Origin of the sequence: Dactylosporangium salmoneum, assembly GCF_039532525.1 — a bacterium.
GTDB lineage: Bacteria > Actinomycetota > Actinomycetes > Mycobacteriales > Micromonosporaceae > Dactylosporangium > Dactylosporangium salmoneum.
The window spans coordinates 105,954-131,861 of sequence record NZ_BAAARV010000021.1 but is presented as its reverse complement, the minus strand read 5'-3'; the positions used below and the strand labels follow the sequence as shown (position 1 = coordinate 131,861).

General features: G+C 69.1%; 19 protein-coding genes, 1 tRNA gene, 3 pseudogenes and 2 riboswitches. Of the genes and pseudogenes, 8 read left to right on the top strand and 15 right to left on the bottom strand.

The window, feature by feature from the left end; genetic code table 11:
* From ABD352_RS12800 to ABD352_RS12790, 3 genes and pseudogenes are all read right to left on the bottom strand, one after another.
* A pseudogene (locus tag ABD352_RS12800) lies at positions 1-186 on the bottom strand (IS110 family transposase); the annotation flags it as partial.
* A 104-nt stretch (positions 187-290) separates the two neighbouring features.
* Entirely contained in the window at positions 291-473 is a 183-nt protein-coding gene (locus ABD352_RS12795; protein ID WP_344612517.1) for a hypothetical protein, read from the bottom strand.
* A 146-nt stretch (positions 474-619) separates the two neighbouring features.
* Positions 620-1,030: a hypothetical protein gene (locus ABD352_RS12790; RefSeq protein ID WP_344612516.1), complete on the bottom strand. Its 411-nt coding sequence runs from the start codon at positions 1,028-1,030 to the stop codon at positions 620-622.
* Positions 1,031-1,769: 739 nt separating this feature from the next.
* On the opposite strand from ABD352_RS12790, the gene ABD352_RS12785 reads away from it, so the two are divergent.
* From ABD352_RS12785 to ABD352_RS12770, 4 genes and pseudogenes are all read left to right on the top strand, one after another.
* The gene (locus ABD352_RS12785) at positions 1,770-2,075 is read left to right on the top strand and encodes a hypothetical protein (protein ID WP_344612515.1); all 306 of its coding nucleotides are present in this window, start codon (positions 1,770-1,772) and stop codon (positions 2,073-2,075) included.
* A gap of 166 nt (positions 2,076-2,241) precedes the next feature.
* Positions 2,242-2,676, top strand: a complete 435-nt coding sequence (locus ABD352_RS12780; RefSeq protein WP_344612514.1) for a hypothetical protein — start codon at positions 2,242-2,244, stop codon at positions 2,674-2,676.
* A gap of 400 nt (positions 2,677-3,076) precedes the next feature.
* Complete coding sequence (locus ABD352_RS12775; protein ID WP_344612513.1) at positions 3,077-3,421, top strand: hypothetical protein; 345 nt, start codon at positions 3,077-3,079, stop codon at positions 3,419-3,421.
* A 551-nt stretch (positions 3,422-3,972) separates the two neighbouring features.
* A pseudogene (locus ABD352_RS12770) lies at positions 3,973-4,226 on the top strand (hypothetical protein); the annotation flags it as partial.
* Positions 4,227-4,665: 439 nt separating this feature from the next.
* Here ABD352_RS12770 and ABD352_RS12765 read toward each other — a convergent pair.
* From ABD352_RS12765 to ABD352_RS12745, 5 genes are all read right to left on the bottom strand, one after another.
* A tRNA-Met gene (locus tag ABD352_RS12765) sits at positions 4,666-4,739 on the bottom strand.
* 756 nt (positions 4,740-5,495) lie between these two features.
* Positions 5,496-6,332 (bottom strand): hypothetical protein, encoded by an 837-nt coding sequence (locus ABD352_RS12760; protein WP_344612512.1) that lies wholly within the window; start codon positions 6,330-6,332, stop codon positions 5,496-5,498.
* Positions 6,333-7,424: 1,092 nt separating this feature from the next.
* Positions 7,425-8,453: a hypothetical protein gene (locus ABD352_RS12755; RefSeq protein ID WP_344612511.1), complete on the bottom strand. Its 1,029-nt coding sequence runs from the start codon at positions 8,451-8,453 to the stop codon at positions 7,425-7,427.
* A gap of 212 nt (positions 8,454-8,665) precedes the next feature.
* Positions 8,666-10,843, bottom strand: a complete 2,178-nt coding sequence (locus tag ABD352_RS12750) for an AfsR/SARP family transcriptional regulator (RefSeq protein ID WP_344612510.1) — start codon at positions 10,841-10,843, stop codon at positions 8,666-8,668.
* Entirely contained in the window at positions 10,840-12,492 is a 1,653-nt protein-coding gene (locus ABD352_RS12745; RefSeq protein WP_344612509.1) for a hypothetical protein, read from the bottom strand. Before ABD352_RS12745 ends, ABD352_RS12750 begins: the two co-directional genes overlap by 4 nt.
* 779 nt (positions 12,493-13,271) lie before the next feature.
* On the opposite strand from ABD352_RS12745, the gene ABD352_RS12740 reads away from it, so the two are divergent.
* A complete protein-coding gene (locus ABD352_RS12740) occupies positions 13,272-16,244 on the top strand; it encodes a BTAD domain-containing putative transcriptional regulator (RefSeq protein ID WP_344612508.1) in 2,973 nt (990 codons plus the stop codon).
* 208 nt (positions 16,245-16,452) lie between these two features.
* On the top strand, positions 16,453-17,562 hold the full coding sequence (locus ABD352_RS12735; protein WP_344612507.1) for a hypothetical protein: 1,110 nt from the start codon (positions 16,453-16,455) through the stop codon (positions 17,560-17,562).
* Between the two features lie 188 nt (positions 17,563-17,750).
* On the opposite strand, the gene ABD352_RS12730 is transcribed toward ABD352_RS12735, so the two are convergent.
* From ABD352_RS12730 to ABD352_RS12720, 3 genes and pseudogenes are all read right to left on the bottom strand, one after another.
* Positions 17,751-18,520, bottom strand: a protein-coding gene (locus ABD352_RS12730; protein ID WP_344612590.1) for an IS5 family transposase whose coding sequence is annotated in 2 segments (ribosomal slippage) — positions 17,751-18,208 and positions 18,208-18,520 — 771 coding nt in all. Because the reading frame shifts where the segments join, the coding sequence is not laid out codon by codon here.
* A 498-nt stretch (positions 18,521-19,018) separates the two neighbouring features.
* Positions 19,019-19,354 (bottom strand): annotated as a pseudogene (locus ABD352_RS12725) (lantibiotic dehydratase C-terminal domain-containing protein); the annotation flags it as partial.
* Between the two features lie 345 nt (positions 19,355-19,699).
* Positions 19,700-20,269, bottom strand: coding sequence for a DUF7144 family membrane protein (locus ABD352_RS12720; RefSeq protein WP_344612506.1), 570 nt, complete (start codon positions 20,267-20,269; stop codon positions 19,700-19,702).
* Positions 20,270-20,379: 110 nt separating this feature from the next.
* On the opposite strand from ABD352_RS12720, the gene ABD352_RS57625 reads away from it, so the two are divergent.
* Complete coding sequence (locus ABD352_RS57625; RefSeq protein WP_425553535.1) at positions 20,380-20,670, top strand: hypothetical protein; 291 nt, start codon at positions 20,380-20,382, stop codon at positions 20,668-20,670.
* Positions 20,671-21,028: 358 nt separating this feature from the next.
* On the opposite strand, the gene glyA is transcribed toward ABD352_RS57625, so the two are convergent.
* The 4 genes from glyA to ABD352_RS12700 all read right to left on the bottom strand — a co-directional run bounded on the left by glyA (position 21,029) and on the right by ABD352_RS12700 (position 24,179).
* Positions 21,029-22,315: a serine hydroxymethyltransferase gene (gene glyA / locus ABD352_RS12715; RefSeq protein ID WP_425553529.1), complete on the bottom strand. Its 1,287-nt coding sequence runs from the start codon at positions 22,313-22,315 to the stop codon at positions 21,029-21,031.
* Positions 22,316-22,318: 3 nt separating this feature from the next.
* Positions 22,319-22,693, bottom strand: a complete 375-nt coding sequence (gcvH, locus tag ABD352_RS12710) for a glycine cleavage system protein GcvH (protein WP_344612505.1) — start codon at positions 22,691-22,693, stop codon at positions 22,319-22,321.
* Between the two features lie 44 nt (positions 22,694-22,737).
* The gene (gene gcvT, locus ABD352_RS12705; protein ID WP_344612504.1) at positions 22,738-23,832 is read right to left on the bottom strand and encodes a glycine cleavage system aminomethyltransferase GcvT; all 1,095 of its coding nucleotides are present in this window, start codon (positions 23,830-23,832) and stop codon (positions 22,738-22,740) included.
* Positions 23,833-23,930: 98 nt separating this feature from the next.
* Positions 23,931-24,179: a hypothetical protein gene (locus ABD352_RS12700; protein ID WP_344612503.1), complete on the bottom strand. Its 249-nt coding sequence runs from the start codon at positions 24,177-24,179 to the stop codon at positions 23,931-23,933.
* Between the two features lie 52 nt (positions 24,180-24,231).
* Positions 24,232-24,325: riboswitch (glycine riboswitch) on the bottom strand.
* Position 24,326: 1 nt separating this feature from the next.
* Positions 24,327-24,424: riboswitch (glycine riboswitch) on the bottom strand.
* Between the two features lie 763 nt (positions 24,425-25,187).
* Here ABD352_RS12700 and ABD352_RS12695 point away from each other — a divergent pair.
* Positions 25,188-25,868 (top strand): FtsX-like permease family protein, encoded by a 681-nt coding sequence (locus tag ABD352_RS12695; protein ID WP_344612502.1) that lies wholly within the window; start codon positions 25,188-25,190, stop codon positions 25,866-25,868.
* Positions 25,869-25,908 lie beyond the last annotated feature (40 nt).

The window sequence follows — 25,908 nt, the reverse complement described above, 5'->3', positions numbered from 1 at the left end:
CCGGCCGCCGGAGCGCGACAGCAGCGCCAGCACCGCTGGATGCTGCACCTTCGGTCTGAGTACTCCCTCCAGCGGCGGGTGGATCTGGGTTCGCAGACCACGGATGCGGTTGCTGACGCGGGTGACCTCGCCGGCGAGGTCGTCGTCGTAGCCGACGAGCACCTTCAGTTCGGCGAGGGCTTCGTCGCCGGTGTCGACGCGGCCGCCTGGGCGAATCATCGCCCGCTCGGGTCGGGCGGCAACCCTGGACGGCCGCGGAAGCGGCGCGGGCCGACGAACCGGGAGCGCACCTACGCCGGTCCTGGCTCCACGGTGGCCGTTCCCGGCCCGGACAAGGACGACAAGGCGCGGCGGTCCACCTTGCCGGAGCGCAGGCGGGGGATCGCGTCGACGGCGACGGTGTGCAGGCCGAGCGTGCCCGGGTCGTACAGGGCGCGGACCCGCTCGGCAATGTCGGCGTCGCCCGACGGCACCCAGAAGACGGTGAGCCATCCGCGGCGCGCAGCTCGACGTCAATCAGGGCTGGTCGCTGGGCGGCCAGGAGGCCCGGTTCGCTCCGGCGTGGCGTCGACGGCGCGCCTCGCCGCGCGCCGTCGCTCCGGTGGCTGACTTGTACCGGTTAAGGATGCAGACTCCCGACTGCTGAAACAACATGGCCGCCGCTAGCCGGGCATAACCAATACGGAAATTCGCGTCCAGGACGTTGACCTTCCACATCAGCCCTCAACATCCCGAGTCGCAACACATTTTGGTGCCACGGGCAAAGCGGCCACGGAACTCGTAGCACCTCCGCGAGGAGATCCTGCACACCGTCGGCAACTTCATAAATAGAGACCGATTCATCTTCTCCCGAAAGCCCCGTCGTCCCTGCCCAAAATTCCCCGCTGGCCAGGGCAACATGATAGGCGTCACGACATCCATCTTTGCCGACAAGCTCAAGATGAATTTGAGCGGGAACCTCGCTCGCATCGACATCTCGCTGAACGATCACGACCGCCCTGACAAGAATGTCCAATTCCTGCTGAAGCATCGAAAGTCACCCCCAGCCGGACATGACGACTAGATTCCCCATCGGCCATATCCTCCAAGGTGTCCTTGACTACCGTCTGGGGAAATGTGCTTTCCCCCAACGCGAACCTCAATTACCGAATATCCAGCTTCCTCCGTAGCGTCGGCACCAGTCGGCGTCAGGCCGCTCCTCGTAAGATGCTGGGTCGTACCCAGGACGCCTCTATAGTATCCCCGACCGTGGGCGCCAGGGACACCGAACGATCCGTGAAGCGTGTACGGAAGCGCAACTGAATGATTATATCGCTTCGGGCAAATTACGCGTCTACCGTTAACCAATACTTCAATTTGCGGATCTGGCATCAACGAACCGGAAGGGGCGGTTGGACGAGCATACCACTGCACCGAACACCATTGCGTCGAGTTTTCACACAACACCTGAGCGCCAATACAGCCGGCGACGTTGCACTGCTCACCGAGCCAGAGGCCATAGGTACCCGGCGGCAAAGGCACGCTGACAGGCGCAACATACTCCGGGTTCAAGCATGGATCAGGGTTGACATCGCACGGCACCGCCTTATCGCCTGGGTCGGAGTCACTGCCGCATTCACCATACTTCCGACATTCCGGCGAATCGAGGCTGGCACGACGTCCGTCATCGGCGTGCGCAATACAGTGACCGGTGATCTACACATTCGCACGGGTATCAATGGGAATGGCGCCGCACCCACCAGTTGGCCCAGTGGGCGAAGGATGCCTTCGTGAAAACCATCGACGGTTCCCACGCTGAAGAAGGAATCCTAAACAACCTCGGTCCGAATGAACTGGTGGAGTTCGGTGCGTCGTCCCGAGGATTGTGCTGGGCGCGCTGCCATCCGCGCATCGGAGGGAGCCCTGACATGGTGATCGGTCGCCCGAACTTTCCGTCAGTAAATGCGCGTAACTCTCCGAAACGCATGTTCTGGAGAGAGTCGATGACTGGAACTGTGAGTGCGGCGACTAGCGTCCCAAGTCTGCTGGAGAGAAGATTAATTCTGGTGATGGCCAATGTGGTAATAGCGGAGTGACGGGAGGCTATCACGCTCCGTTCCGTCGATCCCTGGAGGTGGGCGTCCTCTGGGCATCGAACCTGCAACGAACCCCACTAGCTTCGAGGGCCCCCGCATGTCTGTTGCCGTGGCGCTAAAATCCCTTCGACATGTAGGTCCTACCGTCGGATAGTTGGAGTGCCGGATGACTCTGAAGCCTGGCGACATGCTTCTCATAGAATGTGAACCTACGTCGGTACAGGTTTCCGGCATCGTCCGGTCCTGGGTGATGGTCAGGTGGCCGTGGCGGGACACCGACCCAGAATCGCGGACTCAATGGGATGGCACGGAGGCAATTCCATGTGATCCAACCTGGATCGAATGGTTTCACACGCCGTGGCGTCTTGACCCGCATGTGGGACTAAGCGTCGGCGACACCTGCTCGCTGTTCATTCCACCAACCAGGGTCATAGTGCGAGACGTCCATCAATTCGATCCGCCGATGGCTATGGGCTATCTTCCGCGCGCCAATTATGCCGTAGAGATGGTCGAGGTGGAGCGCCAGGACAATGAGAATGTCGGATTCGTGATGTATTTCGACTTCGCGGAGCCGATCCGAATCACGCCAGTTGGGGGTTAGCCTGGGTCAATCGTGCGCCCAGCGGACCTGGAAGTTCAGCTGTAGTCCGGCGACAGCTTCCGCGACGACATCGCAGCCTACCTGCGGTCGCAAGGCAAGCGGGTGGTGACGGACGCCGAGGACGCGTCGCTGATGACGTTCTGGATTCCGAAGGCGGGCGGAAAAGCGCGTACTCGACATGGCGGTCTGGAACGAAGACGGTACGTTCGCCGGGTACGTTGAGACGAAGTGGGGTCCGTCGGCCAAATCGAAGTACGAAGCCGCAAACTCGAAACAGCGGGCTAATGACGACTGGCTGCGAGCTAACCGAGGGTTGAATATCACCGTGGTGATGGGTGGTCCATAGATGGCGTTTGAAGCGCGGTTCTTCTGCCGGACCGGCCGTGACCTGGACGGCGTGGTGAGCGCGTTCGTCCAGGGTGTACGGCGGCGGCACGACGGCGCCCCGATCGCGGACGGCGATGGCCCTGAGCAGGACGGCTATCGCTACTTTCGGCTTCAGCGCGACGCCGGCGGTTACCTGGACGTGGACATCGTGGTGGATGGCGAGTCGGTTGCCGCGGAGGTCACGGCGGTGGCCGACGAGACCGGAGCGCCGAGCCTCGACGGCGTCGACATGGTCGCGACGCTGATCATGTCCGGGGCCGATGAACGAGTCCTGCGGGCATGCTGGCTCACGCTGCAGGACGACCTCGCCGGCATCGGTTGGGACGAGACGGGCGGCTTCGCGACGACGCTGGACTGAACTCGTCCAGCGTCGCCCAGCCTTGGTTACGACAGGGGCTCGAGGCCGCGGAAGTTGACGAAGTACGGGGAGACGTCCGGGGCGTGCACGATTGTGCCGACGGCGGTCGGCAGGGACGGCCATGCCTCGGCCTCGCTGCCGCCCGGCAGATTACCGCCGTAGGCGTCGGCTACTGCGCCCGTATCCGATCGATCTTGTTCATCGCCGTGACGGTGATCGCCGCGGGATTCGTGAAGGCACCCATAGTGGCGACCCTCGCCATCGTTACTGACGTCGGCGACCTGGCGCTCTGATGGCGAGAACGAGAGATGCTATCGCGACGATGGTGGTCGCGAAGCGTGCTGGCGACTGACCCTGAGCGCCGAGCGCCACGGCTGCGGCGATTGGACCTGTGCGACGGTGGCAGCGATTGTGGCAATGGCGACCCCGGGCGGCGGTCGGGTGCCAGCGTGGTTCGGCTCGGTGGTGTGGACGGGCCGAAGCATCGACTCATGGCCCCGGGAGCGGGTCGCGGACGTTGCGCACGGCGGTGGTGGCTGTTGCGCGCGATACTCAGGGACCGCAACGACACCGACTCGTTGAGGCTGTTCCAACAGCGCCCGTCGAAAGGGTGGGGACCCCGGAGCAGATCATGAACCCCGACGACGCGTCGACGAAGTTCTACCAGGCACTCAACGCGGTGCCCCGGTGGCAGACGCTGCCGCTCACCGAGGCGGCGCAAGCGGTGCAACACAGCGCCTACCCCGACGCGTACGCCAAACACGAGGCGCGGGCCGCCGCCATCGTCGCCGCCTACACCGGCGGCATCGGGAAGTTCCACCAATCGGCTGTGCCGGTAGCCGTGGTCGGCGTCTAGCACGATCATGCCTCGGCGATCAGTCACTCGCACGGCCAGGTCGCCGTTCGGCGCTGCCGCGATGGTGTCGGTGCTGCCGAAGCTGGGTGGTTGCAAGGGCACCGAGGTGAGCACTGCAAACTTGCCGTCCTTGACCGACCAGAGTGCGCTCTGACGCGTGCTGACTACAAGGTCGTTGTCGATGCAGGCGATGCCGACCACCGGCGGCAAACCGGCTGGTCGTGCGCGTCTCCCGCAGGGCCAAATTGGCCGTCCCGATCGGCTGAGAACGACCACCGTGCCGGGTCATGACGGGCCGTGTTATCTCGTTGGCCCGGACAGTGCCCGGAAGGAGATCAAAAACGCGGCTCCGAATCCGGGAACCGCGTCCTGACCTGCACGTTCTTTGTAGCGGGGACAGGATTTGAACCTGCGACCTCTGGGTTATGAGCCCAGCGAGCTACCGAGCTGCTCCACCCCGCGTCGGCTGGGAGGAATGCTACCGGACCGGGCCGCAGGCCCCAAATCGTTTCGAACCGGCGGCGCCGGGCGGGCCGCTCAGAATCCGCTGTGGAAGATGGCGTGTGCGAAAAGGCGGGCGACGAACCAGCTGTGCCCTTCCAGGGCCGGCTCGTCATCACCCCGGTCGGCAAGCCGTTGGGGTTGCGGAGGGCATCGCCATCGCCCAGAAACCGCCACCGCAGCAATGGTTGCTCTCGTCAATGTGAGCGTTGTCCGCGCTATAGGTCGACCGGCGAGGCGGGATCGGACAGACGGGCAGCGGTGACCGCCGCGGGCGAACCCGGGGAAGTGGCGCCGGCATGAGCGCGTCGATCATCTCGGGACGCCGCGCCGCGCAGGCGGCCACGAGCTCGGTCGCAATGAGTGGGCGTAGTTGCCGATGTAGCTGGTCGGAGCGGTGATGATCAGCGCCCGGATGCGCCCGTTGCGCATCGGCGCGGTGCGCAATGGCGCAGCGGCGGCGCACTCGCAGGTTGCGCAGCGCCTCGACGCGCCCGTCGCGCTGTTTCGGGATGCCGTTGGCTCGTTTGGCAAGGGCGGCTCGGGCGGCGGCTTCGGCGTCGGCCGGGTCGGACCCGCGCCAAGCCGAGCGGCCTCGTGGGGCTGGTGGTTGATTCCGGCATTCGAAGGTCAATCCGGGCGGCGTTTCCGCCTGCGAGGTATCGGCGCAGCGGCGCGGCCAAAGTCCAGCGAAACGTGTGGACTGGGGGTGGCGGTCTACGGCTCGGGATGGGTTCCGAGCAGACGTTGCGCTTCGGCCGCCAGTTGCTTCCGGGTGAGGCCGCCACCGTACTGTGCCGCCTCGACCAGATCCAGGAACCGGACGAACTCCGCCGCGCCCGGCAATGGCTGGGCCCAATCGGCCGAATTGGCCCGTCCCTTGAGCCGGAGCACCCACTCCCCGGCGAGCCGGGCGCTTTCGTGCTCGCCGATCCGCCGCGCATCAAACCATTTGGGATCGTCGGGGTCGACCGACGGCTCGACGAACTCAAGCGGCTCGAGGTCGAGTGCGTCCACGAGTGCGTAGATCGCCTCTTCGTTGGTCTTGGCGCCCAGCGCCTCGAGGATCCGCCGGGGTGTGGTGGCCAGCCCACCGGCCGCAGCCCATGCGGCCAGGTTGTCGCTCAACGCGGCCTGGTCGTCGGGCGGCACGTCGACGCCTTCGGGCAGCCGCAGCGTGCACCAGCGGTGGTGGTCGTAGGCGCATCGGCTCGCGTGCGGAGCCCTGTCCGGGTTCGGGATGTGGTTGGCCTCATCGGCGAAATGCGCCGTCCACGACCCGCCGCCGGGGGTGGCAGCCGCGTACTGCAAGCATGAGCTCTCCGAGACCCAGACGGCAAGCGCAGGTGCGCCGGTCACCTCGGCCAGCGGTGCGGGTCCGGCCCCGACAGTCGGCCAGTGATGGCCGTAGGGCGGCCGCAGCAACAGCAGTTGCCAGTCGTCCCTACCGCGGCACAGATGCAGCGCGCGGGTGCCGAATGCCTGCTGAACCTCGGGCAGGTGCGGCAGCAGCGCCTTGTCCCGAGCGACGATGAACGTTCCGTAGAGCCCCATGCCGTGTCCGCTCCTCCCAGATGGTGTCGTCCCGCGCCGGATTCCGTCCGTAGTGATACCGGAAGCTACAGACAGTGGTCGATTTTATTAGGCTGATCACGTCCCGGTCGCACCGGCCGCTCGCGCGGCCGCTGTACGTCCGGCGACGCCTCCTGCCTAGCCGGCAGCGATTGGTCGTGACAACCCCCTGGGCGCCGAGACATCCCCGCGCCGACATGGGCGCCAGCACCTCAAGCTCGGGCGTCTGTCATTCCGCCACGGGCTGCCTGGCCGGCGGTCCGCCCATGCGGAGCCGCCGGCCACCCGCGCAGCGTCAGCGCCAGGCGGCATGAGGGTTGCTCGACGCCACGCCACAGTCTGAACGCGACAGCGACGCCGATCTCGGCGCGGGTGCCGGCGGCCATGCCGATGAACGCGTCCCGGGCGGTGATCCTGGTCGCCTCCAGTAGTAGCGAGCGCTCGGTGTCGTGGGCGGGTCGATCAGGTACCGCCACACGTCGACGAGCAGCGGCTGACGTACAGGTCGATGCCGAACCCGATGATCATGCCCTGCCACGCGGCGCGGATGACGGCCACTGACAGCACGGCACCTCAGAAGCCAGCGAGGGTTCGCATCACGGCACGACGCACCGCGTGCCGGTCGAAGCAACCCGTCCCCGACGGGGTCACCGTCGCCCTTGTCGCGTGTACCTCGGGCCGAGGGGGCATGCCGTGTTGCGCTGGCGATAGATAACGCGCTGCTGGTGCCGCTCGAGTTGGAGCCGGTGCTAGCCAGCGGGTTGCGCCGCGGCAGCGTGGTCGCTGCGGCTGGCTCGGCGCAGCGCACAGTGCGCAGGAGCGTCCGCCGCGATCGTGGGCCATGCCAATGTCGGCGTGACCGCGGCCCTGAGTACGCGGTTAGTCGGCTCGAAGCGCTCGATCCAGACCCGAGTGATGACTGGGCAACGGTGGTGGCGGCGCCAATCGACGGGATGGGCCCGGTGGTGCTGCACCGGGCGGCCTGCCGGGGTCTGTCACTCCGCCGAACGGGATTGCTGCATAGGCGTCGCGAACCTCATGCAGCGATCATCGATGCGGCCAGTCTCCGCTGGGTTAGGCGGGTGTCCAGTCAAGTTGGCCGTTGGCGGTGGTGATCTGGCCGGTGATGTTGATGGCCATGGTGTCGGTGACGTCGGTCCAGGTGCGTGGTTCGGCGAGGTCCAGGGTCCATTGGAATTGGATGGTGGCTTGGCCGGGCTGGGCGGTGGTGACGTTGATGGCGCCGTTGTCGGCTGGTTCGAGGTTGAGTTGCGGGTAGCTGGTGATGGTCCAGGTGGGGTCGGTGCTGATGGTGTAGCGGTCTTCGTAGGTGATGGGGCAGCTGTGCCAGGTCGTGGAAGGTGGGCCGACGGCCGGGTTGAAGCGTTTCTGGGTGGCGCAGGCGGTGATCCGGTCGCGGATGAGCTGCTGGACGGTTGCGGTGACGGTGGGTTCGATGGTGTTCGGCATGGTGATGGTGATCGGCCCGCTGGTGCTGGTGATGGTGGTTTGCGCGGCGGTGAGCAGGGGAGTCGCTGGGCGGGTGAGCGTGTATCGGCCGGGCGGGACCCACAGGACGGTGGTCTGGTCGGGCTGCGCTGTGGGGAGACGGGTGGCCGCGATGGTGATCGGGGCGGGTGTCTGGTCGGGGATCGTGAGGTGTGCGCCTGGTGGTGTGGTGATGCTCCAGAAGCGGCTGCCGAATAGGCCATGCGGGGTGCCTTGCACCTCGACGGTGGTGGTGGTTCGGTGGCCGTCGAGGGTGTAGGCGACTGTGACGTGCCGGATGTCGCCGGTGCCAGTGTTCTCATCGACGGTTACGTCGTTCGGGGGCTGGTAGCCGGTGTTGAGTGCGCCGGTCACGCATAGGGGATTGTTGCGGCATGGCCCGGCCGGCATGCGGGTCGGGTCGTGGGCAGCGAGGGCGGCGAAGAAGTCAGCGACGACATCGCGTGGGCCCGGTCCTGAAGTTGCCCGCACGACGACGACGGCGACCATGGCCAGGCCGACGGCGACGGCCAGGGCCGTGATGAGGAGGGTCCGGCGCCGGTTGCCCGGCGGTGGCCGGTGGGCTGTGGTGGGCGGCAGGAGGTTCGCCGGCACGAGCGGGATCGGGGTGCGCTGCCCGACTGGGATGCGGGGTTTGTGCCCGACGTGGAACGGGACGAGTACTGCTGCCGGCCCAGCCGGTAGGGCTCGTTGCCGACCGTGCGTGGCCTGGCCGAGGGGCGGGTCGGCCGGTGTGCGGTAGGGGCCAGGCACTGCGGCGGGAACGGCGATGTGCGGCGATTGCTGCTGGTCACCGCTGGGGTTGTTCATCCAGGGGTTCCTTCCGGCATGGCCGGGTCGCGTTGCGTTCCCGGTGTTGGATCGGCAGGCGCTGTGGTGCCGGCGAGGAGGGTGGTCAGGACCGCTACGGTGTCCGGTTCGGGCTGCAGGTTGTGTGCGGTGAGGTGCTCGGTGAGGGTGGCGGCGGCGCGGCGGAGCCCGTCGTGGTCGCCGGCGGCGGCATGGCGTTGCAGGACTCGCCGGTGCAGGTGCTCGTTGGTGGGTGCCAGCTGGAGGGCCTGCTGCAGCAGCCGCACGGCGGTGTGGTCGTCGGGTTCGAGGTCGGCGAGGTAGGTGTGGACGTCGAGCAGGTGCCGCACGATGCGTTCCCGGTCGGCGAGCAGCCATTCGTAGGTCCAGCCGGCGGCGAGTTCCCCGTGCGCGACGTCGGTCGCGGCGGCAAGGAGTAGCTGCCGGTACGCCTGGTCGGTGGTGGTGGCGGCGGTATCGAGCAGACCTTGCAGCCGCCACAGGTCGACCTGGACGGCGGCCGGGTCCAGCCGGTGCCGACGCGACGCAACACCGGTGAGCGCTTCGGTCGCCGGGTCGTGGTGCAGGACTGGGCGACCGGCAGCTTGGTGCAGGGCGCGGCGCAGTTCGGACATGGTGGTGAGGAACCGCCGATGCGCGGCGCTGCCGGGCACGTCCGGCCACAGGGCTTCTTTGAGCTCGTCGTCGGTGAGCCCGTCTCGATGCACCGCGAGCAGGACCAGGATCTGCCGTCCGGCGCTGCGCCGAACCGGGACCGGGCTGGCCGAGCCGTCCGGGTGCGGCCGCAGCACGACCACCTCTCCGAACACGCGGACCAGGAGTCGGCGGGAAGCGCCGACTGTGTCCGGCGGGGCATCCGGCCAGCCACCAAGACCAGTCTGAGCGGGGGCGGCTACCGCGCCACCATTGCTGGAGTGGGTCGGGCCCGGTAGGCCTGGAGCCGGCAGGAACCCGAGGAAGGTGAGCAAACCGGCCGTGGTTGGCCGATCCAGCACGGCCAGCCGGCCGACTGGGGGTCGCGGCCCGGTCAGGGCACGGACCGTCCCGTCCGCGTTGACATGCCAGCACACCGAGCCGCCCGGCAGTGCGGCGACCCGGATCACGAGCCGGGCCGGACCCGGCGGCGCGGCGTCCCGCCCTTCCGTGCTGACGACACTGGGTGTGGCAGCGTCGTCGAGCCCGGCGCCGGTGGTGAACACGACGGTCGTGTCGTCGAACCGAGCGTCTTCGCCGGCAGGGGGTGCCAGTGCCGGTCCTGGCTGAGCAGGGGAGTGGGGCAGGCCCAGGACTGCGGTTTGAAAGTCGGTGGTCAGGGTGATCCGCGGTGGACTGCCGAGGGCAGTGAGGGCAACGAGGATGCCACGGGCGGCTTGGTGCCCGCCCGGGCCGGTCAGGCGCAGCTCGCCGGCTGGAAGCAGGTCCAGCAACGCTCGAGGCACATCGACGTCGGCGGCCGCGCCGGGCGCTGCGGTTCCCGCCGCGGGTCCCCCGGTGCTAACGAGGTCGTCCCCGAGCACGGCGTCGTCGGTTGCCGTCCGGATCGTCTGGAGCAGCTGCCGGATCGGCCGGCTCGGGGCGGGGAGGTCGCTGTCGTGGCGGTGCCAGCCGCTGGGAGGTCGGGGCGCGTACCGGCGGCGGGTCTGCGCCCAGACGAGTGCCACCGCAGCGCCGACTGCGGCCGCGATCGGCAGCGACAGCCAGCCGCCCGGGAGGTCCAGCCCGGCCTCGATCCGCGAGGCCGCCGCCGGTGCGCCAGTGCCGGAGGGTGGCTGGCCGCCGTCCACGTCAGCGGCGGCGGTGCCCGATAGCCCGACCGATGCTGATGCCGGAACGCTGCCGCGAGCGGCCTGCAGTGCGAGCAGGATGGCACCGACGACCGCGGTGACGGCGGTATGCACCGGCACGGGCAGAGGTACCGTCCGCCGTCGGCCGCGTAGCGCGGCGACACCATCAGCCATGATCTGCCAGACCAGGGCGGCCCACACCAGCCAACCGACACCGATCGCGGCTGCCGCCACGCCGAGCGCTGACATGGGCTGCGCCAGCAGCGCACGCCAATCCCAGGCCACCGCTGACTGCACGTACACCAGCACGGCCGGCAGCGCCGCGAGGACGACCAGCAGGACGACCGCCGCGGCACCTGCCCGGATTGCCCGCCGGCCCTTGCCGTTCATCGTGCGGCTCCACCACCAGCCGGCCAACCGGGACCGGCGTCGAAGCTGCCGGCGCCCGGCCAACCTGGCACCTCGTCCAGATCGCCGATTTGCCCGGCCCGTGCCCAGTCCGGGTGGTCGCCATACGTCGGCTCGGACTGCTCGGGCCCCTGCGAGGGCGATCCCGGGCCGGGTGCGCGCAGCAGCAGCGGCCGCAACACCAATCGCAGCACCCGGTGCGCCCACCACCAGGCCACGACCAGCGCGAAACCGACAGCGACCGTGCCCGTGACGCGCCAGGCAAGGGTACCGGCGAGCAGCAGCGCCAGCGGGATACCCACCGCGAGCCGCGCGACCAGGCGCCGCGCCAGCAGCAACGCCACTGCGACGCCGATACACAGCCCACCGAACCGCCCGACCGGGCCGATGATCGTCAACCGGCCAGGGGGCAGCCATTGCTCCAGCTGCCACGCCAGTGGCCGCAGCAACCCGGGACTGCCGGTCTCGTCGAAGGCGATCAGCAGCATGCCGAACCCCGCCAACAGCACCGGCAACGCCGGGAACCGCAGATGCGCCGGCCACGACCCGCCAGGCGGGTCCGGCCGCCGCCACACCACTACCGCCAGCCCGAGCACCACGACCGCGGCTGGCAGTACCGGCAGCACCGACCAGCGCAGCAGCGGCCCCACGTCCAGATCGAAGTAGCTTGCCGCCACCAGACTGAACATCGCCGCGATCGCCACACCGCCGGCCGCGCCGCCGGCGAGGGCCAGGGCCTCGAGACGATGCCGCACCCACGCCAGCACCTCACCACCGCCGCTGTTGCCGGGCGCCGGTTCATGCCGGACCGACGTCGCCAGCATTAACCCACCGGCCACCGCGACCAGCCCGAACACCGCGGCGACCGCCAACCCGCCCCATGAGGCCAGCACCATGCCGGGCGCCGCCAGCTTCTCCCGCGGGCCGTAGCGCTGTGCACCGGCCAGGAACTGCCCGAACAACCCCAGCGACCACAATGCTGGCAGCGCCACCGACACCAGTTCACGCCGCCCGGCCTGCGGCTGCGCCACCCGCGGCCCGCCGCCAGCGGGACCGCGCTGCACCGCGCCCAGCAACCCGGCGAGCACCGGCTCGGCCACCAGCAGCGGCTCCACCCCGCACACCGCCGCCAAATCCCGGCCGACCGCCGCGTTCGCGCCCGGACCGGCCGCACACACCAGATCAGCCATCCCCGGGGCCAGCTGCGCCCCCGTCATCGCCCGCCGCACCACCTCACGCAACAGCCCGTCCCGCGACCACACCACCGGCCCGCCGGCGGCGGTCATGTCCGCAGCGACCGTCTCCTCGTCCACACTCGAGACCACCTCGAACCCCTCCCGGGTGCGCCGCAGCACCGTCGCCGCGCACCCTCCATCCACCACGCACAGCAGCACGACCGCACCAGGCTCCAGCTGCAACCCACCGGCAAGCAGATGCCAGCCCACCGCCACCGCCTTCGGCAGGACCTCCACCATGCCCAGCCCAGCCGCCGCCGCAGCGCGCCGCACCGCCGGCAGCTGCCGCGTCCCCCACGCCGCCGGTACGACCACCGTCACCGCGTCCGGCACCCGGCCGCCCAACGCCGCTGCCCCCTGCGCGACCTGCCCGAACAGCTGCGCCAGCACCGCCACCGTCGGGCCGCTAGCGGCGTCCGCGTCAGCGTTCGGCTGTCCACCCGGGATGCTGGCGGGGGCGGCCGTGGGCAGCACCGTGGCCGTGCCGTCCGGCCACGCCACCATGGCCGAGACACCATCCTGTCCCACCTCGACACCGAGCCACGCACCAGAAGCAATAGACACATGTACATTCTGCACTGTCGGATCAACGACATGTAGCCCCGCCAATACACCCTGCTAGTCGGCGTACGCCGGGTCGCTCGCCGCTGGCGCGCGACCCGGCGGTTGCAGATGCCAACACCGAACCTGTCGAGCGCACCGGACCCGTCGGCAGCATCGGCCGGTGCGGCGCCGAGCGCGGCACCAACCGCCGGACAGGCGCAGGAGCTCGCCACGAACATCCCCGGATCACCGGCGCCTGGGGACAGGCGATGGACGTTTGCGGGGAGTGCTGCGGTCAACGCCGGGCGGCCGGACGCGGATCGCCGCACGACCGTGCGCCCATCATCCAGTCGTGCGGGGCCGTGACCTGCAGTGTTACCGCTGTGATCGCCGTGATCGCTGTGCACCGGCGAACGTCTTGAAGCTCCCGCCTGCGGCCCTACCGTCGGGATGGTGACCATCGAACACCGCCGACGAATACCAGCGACCATGCAGCCAGACCGCACTTCCGGGGGGCCGGGCAACGCCGGACCCGGCAGCTGCCGCACGACAGTGGCCCACGATGTCGGCCGCCGATCGCCCGGCATGTGGTCGACCCGCGGCACACCAGTCGTAACGAGGGGGAGTAGGTCATGGTGAGATCCCGCGGACCTTCACCCGGCGGCGGCGCAGTCGCACTGATCGCGGCGGGCCAGGGCCGGTACCGGTGGGGTTGGCTCCTGCTGCGACACCGAGCGGCAGCTGCCCGGCGCCTACTCACTGCCCTGGTCCTGTGGTGCATCGGCCTGGCCGGGTTGCCGATCATGCTGTGCTGGCTGCTATCGCTGCTGCGGCACACGGACTGGCGGGCCATGCTCGCCGAACCGCTCTCACTCGTGTCGGTACTGTTCCTGGCGGTCGGCGCCGGCTGGGCCGGATGGCTGTGGCTGATCGTGGCGACCCTGCACGACGTTGCCGCGGTGCTGCGGCACCGGCCGTGGCGGCCGCGGCTGCCGGCCGCGCTGTCCGGCCTGACCGGCAGCCTCGCCGGCGTGCTCGCGATGCTCGGCCAGCCGTCCATCGCGGCCGCGGCTACCCAGCCGGCCACCACCGCGACCGGCCCTAGTCCGACCGAGACGACGCCACCACCCGGCATCCACCTCGCTGCCGCGGCCGATGCGATGCCGTCGCTGGCGGCGGTCCCGACGCCGCTGGGCACCGCAACCAGCACCCAGAGCGGCCAGAGCAAGGTGGTGCTGTACGAGGTCCGGCGCGGGGACTGGCTGGGCGCGATCAGCGACCGATTCCTCGGCACCTTCGACCGCTACCCGGACGTGCAACGCCTCAACCCGAGCCTCATCCCGGACACCGCAGGCCGGCACGGCCCGGACCACATCCAACCCGGCTGGCGACTGCTGCTGCCGAGCGACGCCACAGACCGCGGGCCACGCCGACACGCCACCGGCACCGGCACCAGCACCTCAACCGGCATCAACACCGACACGGACGACAGCGATGCCGGCACAACCAGTGACGTGGCACCGGACGCCACCACACCAGCAACCACGAGCAGCGCCTCACCGCCAGCCAGTCCCGCCGTTGAGCACGACACCGAAGCCGCCTCTGATACACCGCCATCGCGGCCGCCAGCCGGGCCAGCCAGCCGCACTGCCGCGCCGTCAGCGCCTGCCTCCCCAGGGGACACCGCCGGCGCGCCGGCATCAGACCGGCCGACTTCCGCGCCCGACGCCAACTCACCCCGGCGGGCCGATCCTGGTAACGGCATCGGCCTGCCAGGCGGATGGATCACTGCGAGCCTGGCCGCAGCGCTCGTCGCGGCGGCAGCGACGGTGTGGCGGCGACGCCGGCACGGCTACAAGCCCACCCCGATCAAAGCCCCCCGGCTCGACGACCCGGACCTGCTGCCCCCACTGGCCGCGGCCACCCGCCTCCGCACCAGCCTGCGTCGAGCCGCCCCCAACCCCCTCGACGACGAACCCGCCCCTGCCCCGACCGTACGCCAGTACCAGGACGCCGCTGTCAAACCGAAACTACCGCCGGTCGGACCCAGCGGCGCAGACCTGGCCGGCGCCGCCGCCCTACCGATGTCGACCGGCCTCGGCCTGACCGGCGCCGGCGCCCGCGACGCAGCCCGCGGCCTGCTCATCGCCACCCTCGCCGCCGGCAGCAGCGACGACCCAGACGCCCAAAGCCGCGCCATCATCCCGCACGCCACACTCGCGACCCTGCTCGGCGACGCTGCATCCGACCTCGGCCACATCGAACGGCTCACCGTCACCGCCTCGGTCACCGACGCCATCACCACCCTCGAAGCAAACATCGTCCGCCGCTCCCGGATCATCGCTGACGCTCAGGCAGCCGACGTGCACGCATGGCGCGACAACAACGTCCACATAGCGCCCCTGCCGCAACTCCTGCTGATCACCGAACTGCCCGAACCAGCCTCGGCCAACCGCCTCGCCACCGCGGTCCGACTCGGCCACAGCCTCGACATCGGCGCAGCCATGATCGGCGACTGGGAAAGCGGCACCACGCTGACCATCGCCGCCGACGGCACCACCGACAACGACGACACCCCACGCCTGGCCGTCCTCGACACCGCCACCGCCATCCACATGCTCGGCCTCCTACGCGAAGCCCACGGCGACAGCGACACCCCCACCCCCGCCACGCCGCCCACCCCGGCGACGCCCACGCCCGCACCCACGCACGCCGACACCGACAACACCCAGAACCCAGACGCCACCACCCCGCCGGACACCGAACCCGCCGGCGACACCCCGACACCGGCACCTCCCGCACCAGCCGGCGCCAACCGACTGCCGGTCGCGATCCGGGTCCTGGGCCGCCCCGCCATCCTCAACCCGCACGGGCAACCCTCCTGCGGCATCCGCACCAAAGCCGTCGAGCTACTCGTCTACCTCGCCGTCAACCGCAGCGGCGCCGACCTGATCGACATCATGGCCGCCCTCTACCCCGACGCCACCATGCGACGAGCCGCCGAACGCCTATCCACCGTCGTCGCCGACCTACGCAAACACATCCGCCGAGCCGCCGCCACACCCACCGACACCGACCAAACCCTCAAGAAGACCCTCGAGCCCATCCCCAACACCGGCAGCCGCTACCACCTCGACCCGGCCCTCGTCGCCGTCGACTGGTGGACCGTCCTCGACCAGTACGAAGCCGTCACGACCGCCAGCACCGACCAACAGCGCCTGACCCACCTCACCACAGCCATCACCGCCGCCGACGGACCACTCGCCGACGGACTCGACTACGACTGGATCGACACCGACCGCGAAGTCGTCCGACGCCACCGCATCAAACTCCACGCCCACGCCGCGACCCTGCTCGCCAACACCGACCCACACCAATCCTGGCTACTGCTGGAACAGGCCTGCCACATCGACCCGCTCTCCGACGACCTCGCCCGCGCCGCCATGCGCGCCGCCGCCGCCCTCGGCGACGCCGACGCCATCCGCCACCGACTCAACACCCTGCGCGAAGCCCTCGACAGCAACGACCTGGAACCCGCCGACGACACCGAAGCGCTCGCCAAAGAACTGCTGCACCAACTGCGCCCACCACAACAGTCCAACTAGGACAGCAGAAACGGGACCTGGACCTGGACACACCCATCGTCGCACTGACCACCGCCGCCAGACAGTCGCAGTCACGCCGTTCCTGTCCGCCGACGCCCCGGGCCGCCCTGGCCCCGCACGCCACATGACCAGCCCCACCGTCGCAGAAGGGCCAGCCAACATGCCGCGCCTACCGGCCGCCACTTCGCCCACCCCACGTTCCGTCGGAGTGGAACGCTCCGCGTACGCGTTCTACTGCGTCGCCGCGCTGGGCTCATCGATCGGCCAGATCTGGGTCGGCGTCGACGTCCCGCCGTGGCCAGCCACGGTACCGATCTGGCTTCGCGTCGTGCTCGTGCTGCCCTTCGCCATCGTCCTGGACCTCGGCGGTGCGGTGACCAGCGCGTTCGCCGACACCCGCCAGCGCCTGGGCGAAAACGCCTACGGCTGGCGCATGCTGTCGGCCGCCTCGGTCACCCTGGCCGTCGGCATCAACATCATCGGACACGCCACCTCGCCCTACCTGGCCACCGTCTTCGGCGGACTCGGCACCTTCGCCTACACCGTCTGGCTGCTGCACTCCTCAGCCCGACGCCGCGACGCCCTGCGCACCGCCGACAAACTGCGCAACACCGCACCGGCCTACGGACTGCCGCAATGGTGGCGCGAGCCAGCGATCACCCGCCGGGCCCGCACCCTGGCCATCGAGCACAGCCTCGGACTGCACGAGTCACTGACCGCGGCCCGCACCCAGCTCGCCGCCGAAACCCGGCGAGCCGCCCTGGCCACCCACATCGAGGCCAAGATCCGCGCCCGGCACGCAGACGACCCAATCCTCGCCTCCATCGCCGCAACCACCACATCCGTCGACGATGTGGCCCAGGCACTGATGGACATGACAGACATCGAAGGCTGGGCCAGGTCGATCGCCGCCGATATCCAGCCACCCGAACCGGCACCCGCACCGGTCCGGCCAAACGAGGCGCAGCCGGATCAGAGCCACGACCTCGATTTCGACGCTGACGAGGACGAAGCCAAGACCGACGCAAGGGAGGAGGACGAGAGCGCCAGCGACGGCGAACAGCCGACCGGCCCGCATGCCGAGCTGGCGAAGCTTGTTCCGGCCAACGCCACCACCTATGCGCGATGGCGGACGCTTTGGGTCGTGATCCGTGAACGGCCCGACGTCGCCAACAAGCAGTTGGCCGAAGATCTCGAGATGAGCGTGCGGACCGTACAGCGCATCCGTGCGGTGGGCGCCGCCGGGCACCTCGATGCACCCCAGCCGCTTAACCTGCTGCCTGGCAGCCACCAATGGAACCTACACCGCCGAAACTGACCCAAACTGCAGGCCGATCTTGTCGCACCTGCGTCGCGGTGCGTAAAGGGTCAACGCTGACTGGCGACGACGGCGCCCGGCCGGTGAACCTGCCGTTCCTTGTGCCGTTCTACGGCCAGGAGACCACGTCGTTATGGGTCTCCACCAATGGTCTCATCACTTTGTAGGGGCTGCGTGACTTAGAGTTCCTAACAAAGTCGGACGATGTGTCGGTACGTGATGATGCAGGTGGCGAGGCTGAGGAAGGCTTCGTGGATGTCGTCGCGGCGTTCCCAGCGGATGCGGAGTCGTTTCATGCCGTGGTACCAGGCGATGGTGCGTTCCACGACCCAGCGGTAGACGCCGAGGCCGGAGCCGTGGGGTGTGCCGCGGCGGGCGATGCGTGGGCGGATGCCTTTGGCACGCACGGCGCGGCGGTACTTGTCGTGGTCGTAGGCGCGGTCGGCGAACATCTGGTCGGGTCGCTGTCGGGGCCGGCCGCGGCGGCCCCGCACGGGTGGGATCTTGTCGATCAGTGGCAGGAGTTGGGTGACGTCGTTGCGGTTGCCGCCGGTCAGGGACACGGCAAGGGGGATGCCGGCGCCCTCGGTCAGGACGTGGTGCTTCGAGCCCGGCCGGGCGCGGTCGACCGGGCTCGGGCCGCTTTTGGGCCGCGTCTGGCGGCGCGGACATGGGAGGAGTCGATGACGGCCCGGGACCAGTCCAGCTTCCCCGCGCCCTGCAGTTCGGCGAGGAGCAGTTCGTGCAGCTGCTGCCAGACCCCCGCACGGTTCCAGGCCTCGAGGCGCCGCCAGCAGGTCATGCCGGACCCGAACCCGAGTTCCTGCGGCAAGAACTCCCACTGGATACCGGTATGCAGCACGAACAGGATCCCGCACAACACCTGCCGATCCGGGATCCGGTTCCGTCCGGGACGCCGCGGATCGCGCGGCACAGGCTTGGGCAGCAACGGTTCCATGCGCTGCCACAACCCGTCCGGCACGATCCACGGCGGCTGCTCACCACGCCGCACAGCTCAGCATGCTAGATGACCGTCCACAAGGGACGCCAGGCCCTATCGACAACCTTTGTTAGGAACTCTTAGGACAGCTCATTCGTTCAAGCCGGTAAGGTGACGGCTGCTCGATGAGCCATGGCCTGCGAACCCTTGCCGCGCCTGCCTTTGGGCAGGGCGTGGCAACACGGACAACCGTCAGTGAGGTTGCGCGGTTCCGCAGACCAACTCTTCGCCAAGCACACCATCGGCAGCGACGACCTCTTCCTGGACTACGACCACCGGTCGACACGGATTCGTTCGTCTAGTCCCTTTCGCCCCTGGTGGGCGGCACGTTCCGGGCTGAAAATGGGGGTCCGGTCGCTCGCTGACGTCGATGCTCCATGGTCGTTGAGGCCGTCGTCTGGTCGGGCGCTGGGAGCCACGTCTTTGGGTCCTTCCTTGTTGTTTCGAGCACGCGGATTAGCTTCGTACCCGTCCCGGTGGCTCCCGCGGGCGGCCGGCCTGATCGATCGGCCCGGTCTGCTGCGGCAAACTGGTCAGCAGCGTCCGGTAGCCGGTGGTCGCGTTGTCGGGTTCGAGGGCTGCGGCGATGCGGACCATGGAGGCCGCGGCGAGCGCCTGCGCCGGGATGCCGGTGCGGTCAGCGACGGCGAGCTGCGTGATCGCGCAGGCGCTGTCGGCGGCGAAGACCTGCTCGGCGGCGGCGAGGGCGTGCCCTTCGCCGTAGCGGCCGGGCTGATGGTGGTACGGCGTGAGGGACAGCTGTCCGGGCAGGCCGCGGCTGTGCAGGTCGCCGGCAAACCCGGCGACCCGAACAGTTCCAGCCCGGTCCCGGAACCCCGGACAACTTCGACCCGATCCAGTACCTCGTCCAGCACGGCTTCACCCATTTGACGACCTACCAGCCGGCCAGCCGGTACTGGCCGTTCCAGTGGATCGAAGGAAGTTGGCTGCTCGCGCTATCGCTGCTGCTGATCGGCACCACTGTCTGGCTGGTCCGCAGCGTGCGACCTGAGGCCGCCCAGCGTTGGCCTTGACGTCTGGCCACGCCAGGCTGTCGAGGGCCAGCGCGCACGTCGAGCCGACCGATCACAGGTTCCCTGCGTGGGTTTCGGCTCGACGTGATCGACAGGACATGCCTCAGTTGCGCGCGTAATAGCTCTGTGCGGTCGAGGACACCAGCAAGCCGATGATGACGGCGTTCAGGACGATGGGGAGGCAGCCGCTGAGGCTGGGGGAGCCCGAGAGGAACGACACCAGGCTGGAGATCCCGCTGATCGCGTTCAACACGATCGTGACCACTTGGGCCCAGCGCTTGCCGTTCATGACGAAATATGCGAGGACGGCATAGATGATGCCGAAGACTCCGAGGAGGACCGCGGTCAATTTGACGAACGAGTTGTCCGACTCAGTGTAGGTGCTGCTGCCGGTGCCGCTGGCCAGCAGGAAGCAGCTCAGGATCAGCGACAGTCCGGCGAGGATGTAGAGGATGACGCCGGCTGCGGTGACGGTACCGGGCCGGAACATCGTCGAAAACGGCAGCGGGGTGGAGGAGGCGGAACGCGGCCGGTTGTACGACGCTGGTGCGGAGGACGGGATATGCGGTGGCTGCGGGCTGGGCAAGGACGGCGGATCCTCGGGTTCACCTGCAGGATGCTCCGAAGGGGGCGGGGGTGGGTTGATCGACTGCGGTGCAGACGGGTCCGACATCCTGGGCTCCTCGGTCGGGGACTTGCGCCCAAGGTAGAAATCGCACCCGCACCGGACATCGGTGTTAGCACGTAAACCGCGGATACGTCGGAAGCCCGACCACACCCACTCTGATCGCCGTCCTCACCGACCACAAAAACATGGTGGATTCGGTGGCTGTCAGCCCGGACGGCAAGACCATGGCCACCGCCGGCCACAGAGCGGTGATGATCTGGAACGTGGCCATCCCGGCCGCACCCACTCGCCTTGCCACCCTCACCGACCACAAGGACTCGGTAAGCCTTCCTCAGCCTCGCCACCTGCATCATCACGTACCGACACATCGTCCGACTTTGTTAGGAACTCTAAAGAGGCCGCGCTCCGGCCGTCGCGGTGCCGGGCGGCACATCATTTCCAGCTGACGGGTCGACACAGACGGAGACTGCGGCCAGGCGAGAGCGAAGCTCCACCGCCGCTATGACGCCGCAGCCGTGGCCACGGGGAGCGTCCGATCTGCGGTGTAGCCGACCTGGCAACGCCGCGAGCGGCGTACCGCATGCAAGATCCGAAGACCCAGCTGCGTTGATCCTGGCTACGGCTGGGCGCGGGTCGCCGGGGCGCTGATCGCGGGTGTGGACCTGCTGGTGGTTTACCACCCCGCCGGTGGCGGTGCCGGAGGCGATGGCGAGCCAGCTGCAGGCGCGGGCTCGGAAGGCGGGCTGCGTGCTCATGGGCTGATGCGCCTGCCGGGTGGCGAGGTCGTCGACCGGCGCCGCGGGATCACGGCCTGAGCCCCGGGTACAGCGGTCGGCGCGCCGCCAGCGCCGCGACGCGGGCCCGCAGCTTCGCGGCAGCGTCCGCGGTGAACCCGGGCTGGAGCGCGGCGGCGACGATGTCGGCGACCTCGCGGAAATCGTCGGCGGTGAACCCGCGCGTCGCGAGGGCCGGGGTGCCGATGCGGAGGCCGGAGGTGACCATCGGCGGGCGTGGATCATTGGGCACGGCGTTGCGGTTGACGGTGATGCCGACGTCGTGCAGCCGGTCCTCGGCCTGCTGCCCGTCCAGCTCCGAGCGCCGCAGATCGACCAGCACCAGGTGGACGTCGGTGCCACCGGTGAGGACGTCCACGCCGGCGGCCACCGCGTCGGGCCGGGTGAGCCGTTCGGCGAGGATTCGGGCTCCCTCGATGGTCCTTCGTTGCCGCTCGTTGAACTCCTCACCGGCGGCGATCTTGAACGCCACGGCCTTGGCCGCGATGACATGCTCGAGCGGCCCGCCCTGCGTTCCGGGGAAGACCGCCTGGTTGAGCTTCTTGGCGATGTCCGGGTCGTCGGTGAGGATGATCCCGCCCCGCGGACCGCCGAGGGTCTTGTGGGTTGTCGAGGTGGTGACGTGCGCGTAGGGCACCGGGTTCGGGTGCAGTCCCGCAGCGACGAGGCCGGCGAAGTGCGCCATGTCAACCATGAGGAACGCGCCGACCTGGTCGGCGATGGCACGGAACCGGACGAAGTCGAGGACCCGCGGATAGGCTGACCAGCCCGCAATGATCATCTTGGGCCGGTGCTCGCGGGCCAGCCGCTCCACCTCGTCCATGTCGACGAGACCGTCGTCCCCGACGTGGTACGGCACGACACGGAACGTCCTGCCCGAGTAGTTCAACCGCATGCCGTGGGTGAGGTGACCGCCGTGCGCCAGGTCGAGGCCGAGGATCGTGTCACCGTGCCGCAGCAGCGCGAAGAACACCGCGGTGTTGGCTTGCGCGCCGGAGTGCGGCTGCACGTTGGCGAAGCGCGCCCCGAACAGTGCCGTCAGCCGCTCGATCGCCAGCGATTCCACCACGTCCACGTGTTCGCAGCCGGCGTAGTAGCGGCGGCCGGGGTAGCCCTCGGCGTACTTGTTCGTGGCGACCGATCCCTGCGCCTGCAGCACCGACAGCGGGGCGAAGTTCTCCGACGCGATCATCTCCAGGGTGCTCTCCTGGCGACGCCGCTCCGCCTCCAGTGCGGCCGCGATGTCCGGGTCGACCTGCGCCAGGTCCTGGTTGAGCAGGTTCATCACGTCAGGCACCGGTCAGCTCGCTTCGATCCGCGCGGCGTACGCTTCCGCGTCGAGCAGTTCCACGGTCTGCCGGAACCGCGCCCGGAACAGCCACCCTTCGCCGTACGGGTCCGTGTTGACCAGGCCGGGTTCTGCGGACAAGGCATCGTTGACCTGGAGCACCTCGCCGGTCACCGGGGTGTACAGCTCGCTCACGGACTTTGTCGATTCGATCTCGCCGCACGCCTGCCCCGCGGTCAGCTCGGCGCCGACCTCGGGCAGTTCGAGGTAGACGATGTCGCCGAGAGCTTCGGCGGCGAAGGCCGTGATGCCGACGGTGGCGATCTCACCGTCGACGCTGCACCACTCGTGGTCAGCGGTATAGCTCAGGTGGGCCGGAATGTTCATGGAGGTTCTCCTCAGGCTGTATTGGGTCGGCGCGGTGGGCGCGGTCAGCGGCCGCGGCGGTAGAAGGGCAGTTCGGTGACGCGAGCCGGTTCCCGCGTGCCACGGACGTCCACCGACACGGTGGTGCCCGCAGCGGCGAGCGCGGCGTCGACGTAGGCCATGGCGACGGGATGCCCGAGGGTCGGCGACGGCGCGCCGCTGGTGACCTCGCCGACTCGGTCGCCCGTCTGCGGGTCGAGGACCGCGTAGCCGGCGCGTGGTGACCGCCGCCCGTCGGGCACCAGTCCGACCAGCCGGCGGCGGACCCCGGCCGCCGCGCGGTCGGCGAGTGCGGCGCGGCCGATGAAGTCGTCGGCCTTGTCCAGCTTCACGACGCGGCCGAGCCCGGCCTCGTACGGGGTGACGTCCACGCTCAGCTCGTGCCCGTACAGCGGCATCCCGGCTTCCAGCCGCAGCGTGTCCCGGCAGGAGAGCCCGGCCGGGACCAGCCCGCGCTCGGATCCGGCAGCCAGACACGCCTGCCAGATCCGGGCCGCGTCCGCGGGCGCGGCGAAGATCTCGAACCCGTCCTCGCCGGTGTAGCCGGTCCGGGCCAGCAGTACCTCGGCCCCGGCCACGGTCGCCGCACGGATGGCGTAGTACCGCACATCGTCAAGGCCCGCGTCGGTCAGGTCGGCGAGGATGGCGGCGGCGCGCGGGCCTTGCACAGCCAGCAGCGCCCAGTCCGCGCAGCGGTCCCGGATCTGCGCCCGCAAGCCGCCCACGCGGGCGCGCAGCGCGTCGAGGACGACGCCGGTGTTGGCGGCGTTGGCGACCACGAGAAAACGGTCGTCGGTGAGCCGGTACACGATGAGGTCGTCGAGAATTCCCCCGTCCTGGCGGCAGATCATCGTGTACTTCGCCCTGCTGACCGGGATGGCGCTGACGTCACCGACGAGCGCGTGGTCGAGCACCCGTCCGGCCTGCGGCCCGACCACCTCGATCTCGCCCATGTGGCTGAGGTCGAAGAGCCCGGCAGCGGTACGGACCGCCCGGTGCTCGGCGATTTCGCTGCCGTACCGCAGCGGCATGGCCCACCCGGCGAAATCGGTCATGACTGCGCCCAGGGCGAGGTGAATCTCGTGCAACGGTGTCAGCATCGGTATGCGGGTCCTTGAGTCAGGACGCGAAGGCGTCAGGCTGCGGGCAGGAGTACGGCTGGTCGATCCCGGCCACGGGGGCCAGTACTTGTCGCCGGTCACGCCGACGAAGTACACCGCTTGGTGTCTCGAAAGCGGCTGATCGTAAGGATTCCCGCGCTGCCGGACGGCGCGGCGCTCACCGGGCCCACGCCCGCGCGGCGCTCGGGATCCGGATGCGGCAAATGTGCGGGCGGCGGCATGATCGCGGCCGGGCGATTGGAGTGCACGTCGCACGTTGCGCGCAGGTCGCCTGCGCGGATGATGGACCGGGTCGCGCGGTCCGATGAGCTCAATGCATCGGGCATGTCGGGAGGCTCCCTTGTCGAGGTCCGCTTCGATCGCGAACCAGGTGGGTGACCTCCCCGCTCTGTCATTGGACCTGAGAGCTTCGCCGCCCGATGTGGCGGCTTGCACCGTGGGTGCAGGACAACGTCCTGCTTTCCAGAGTCCGCCTCACCGAAACGGTCATCGATACCTGAGAGATTCTGGGGAGAGTTGCTCCTTCGGCGCCGCGCCCATCGTGAGGCGCGGGCTCTCCCGCTTCGGTTCAAGTGGCGTGTATGAAATTGTCGAAAAGAACCTAAAGGATCACCATGAAGGGCGTCAAGGAGCGGCCGGTACCAGCTGCCAAGTGTCCAGCCCCGCTGCTGACGCATGTCCGGCCGTTGAATCTTGATGGATATCGCCGCCGGCTGCCAGGCATCCGCCGACCGTGCTGCCTTGCGGCCTTCTGGTGCCGAGCTGACGTCAATGCTGAGCGACAGGTTAGCGTGCCGAGAGGCGGACGGATACGCATCCCGCTGCCCTGTCGGGTGCGGGTCGACCGGGGTGACAGGGTGCCGACGGCTGGACAGAACACCGTTAACTGCTCCGCGCGGTGTCCGGGTGGAGCAGTGCCAACCACGTCGTGCAGCTGTGACAGCCTGGACCAGAACAGCAGCCTGCTGCCCGCCGCCGATGATGAGCCGACGGCGGAACGCGGCTGCGGTGACGAGCGCGTCGAGCAGTGCCCGGCGCCGGCTGGCCAGGGCGGACACGCCGAGGTGGGTCAGGATGGTGTCGACTCGGCAGGCCCGGGTAGGCGTGCGGGGCAAGCCGAGTGGTGTCGGGAATCGAGGTCGCGGCGAGGGTTAGGCAGGCGGTGGCGTAGTGGCGCAAGATGCCGCTCGGGGATCCGCTGCACACACCCGAGACCCTTCGCGGAACTCGACGAACGACGTCAAGAGAACGCGCTGGGGGTTCGGAGATCTTGGCTAGCGCCTCCTGGTCGCATCCGGCACCACATGTCCGCAGCTGCCCTGTGCAACGGTGGCGTGGACGAGAGCCGGTTGCGGAGCGCGGACCAGACCCCCGGCGTCCGGGGCGCGGCGGATCTGGTCGCCGACGCATTGCGCGCTGTTTCGGTACGTGGGGCAGGTAAGCAGAGTGCGGACCGCTGCGCCGGCCTCGGCGGGGTCGTCGATGACGATGCCGGCGCCGGCGGCGGCGACCCGCTGGGCGTTCATCGGTTTGTCGGCGCCTTTGGGTGCAGCAACATGGGGATGCCGTGGCTCATGGCGGCCAGAACGGTGCCCGCGCCGCCGGCCGCTACCACCCCGGCGAGGATTTGCGCTGACCCTCGCGTTCGGGCTGCTCTGGCCACCGCCAGCGCCGGACTCATCCTCATCGTCGGCGCCGTGCAACGCCGCCGTTCCATGGTCGCCCTGGCCGTCCTGGGAGCCAATGCCCGGCAACGCGCCGGGTTCCTCTGGACCGAAGCAGGTGCCCTGGTGATCGCGGGCGTGGCCGGCGGACTCGCCATGGGTACTCTGATCGCCTTCGAACTCATCAAGGTCCTCAACGGCATCTTCGACCCGCCGCCGCCGTACCCCTTCATCCCCTGGACGTTCGTCATCACGGTCCTCGCCGCCGTCCTCGGCACCGCTGCCCTGGCAACCGCGGCCTCCGCCCGCTGGACGGGCCACGTCGACGCTTCCCGCCTGCGCGACCTGTGAGCAACCAGACATGCCGCGTGGTGCGGATCCGGACGGATCA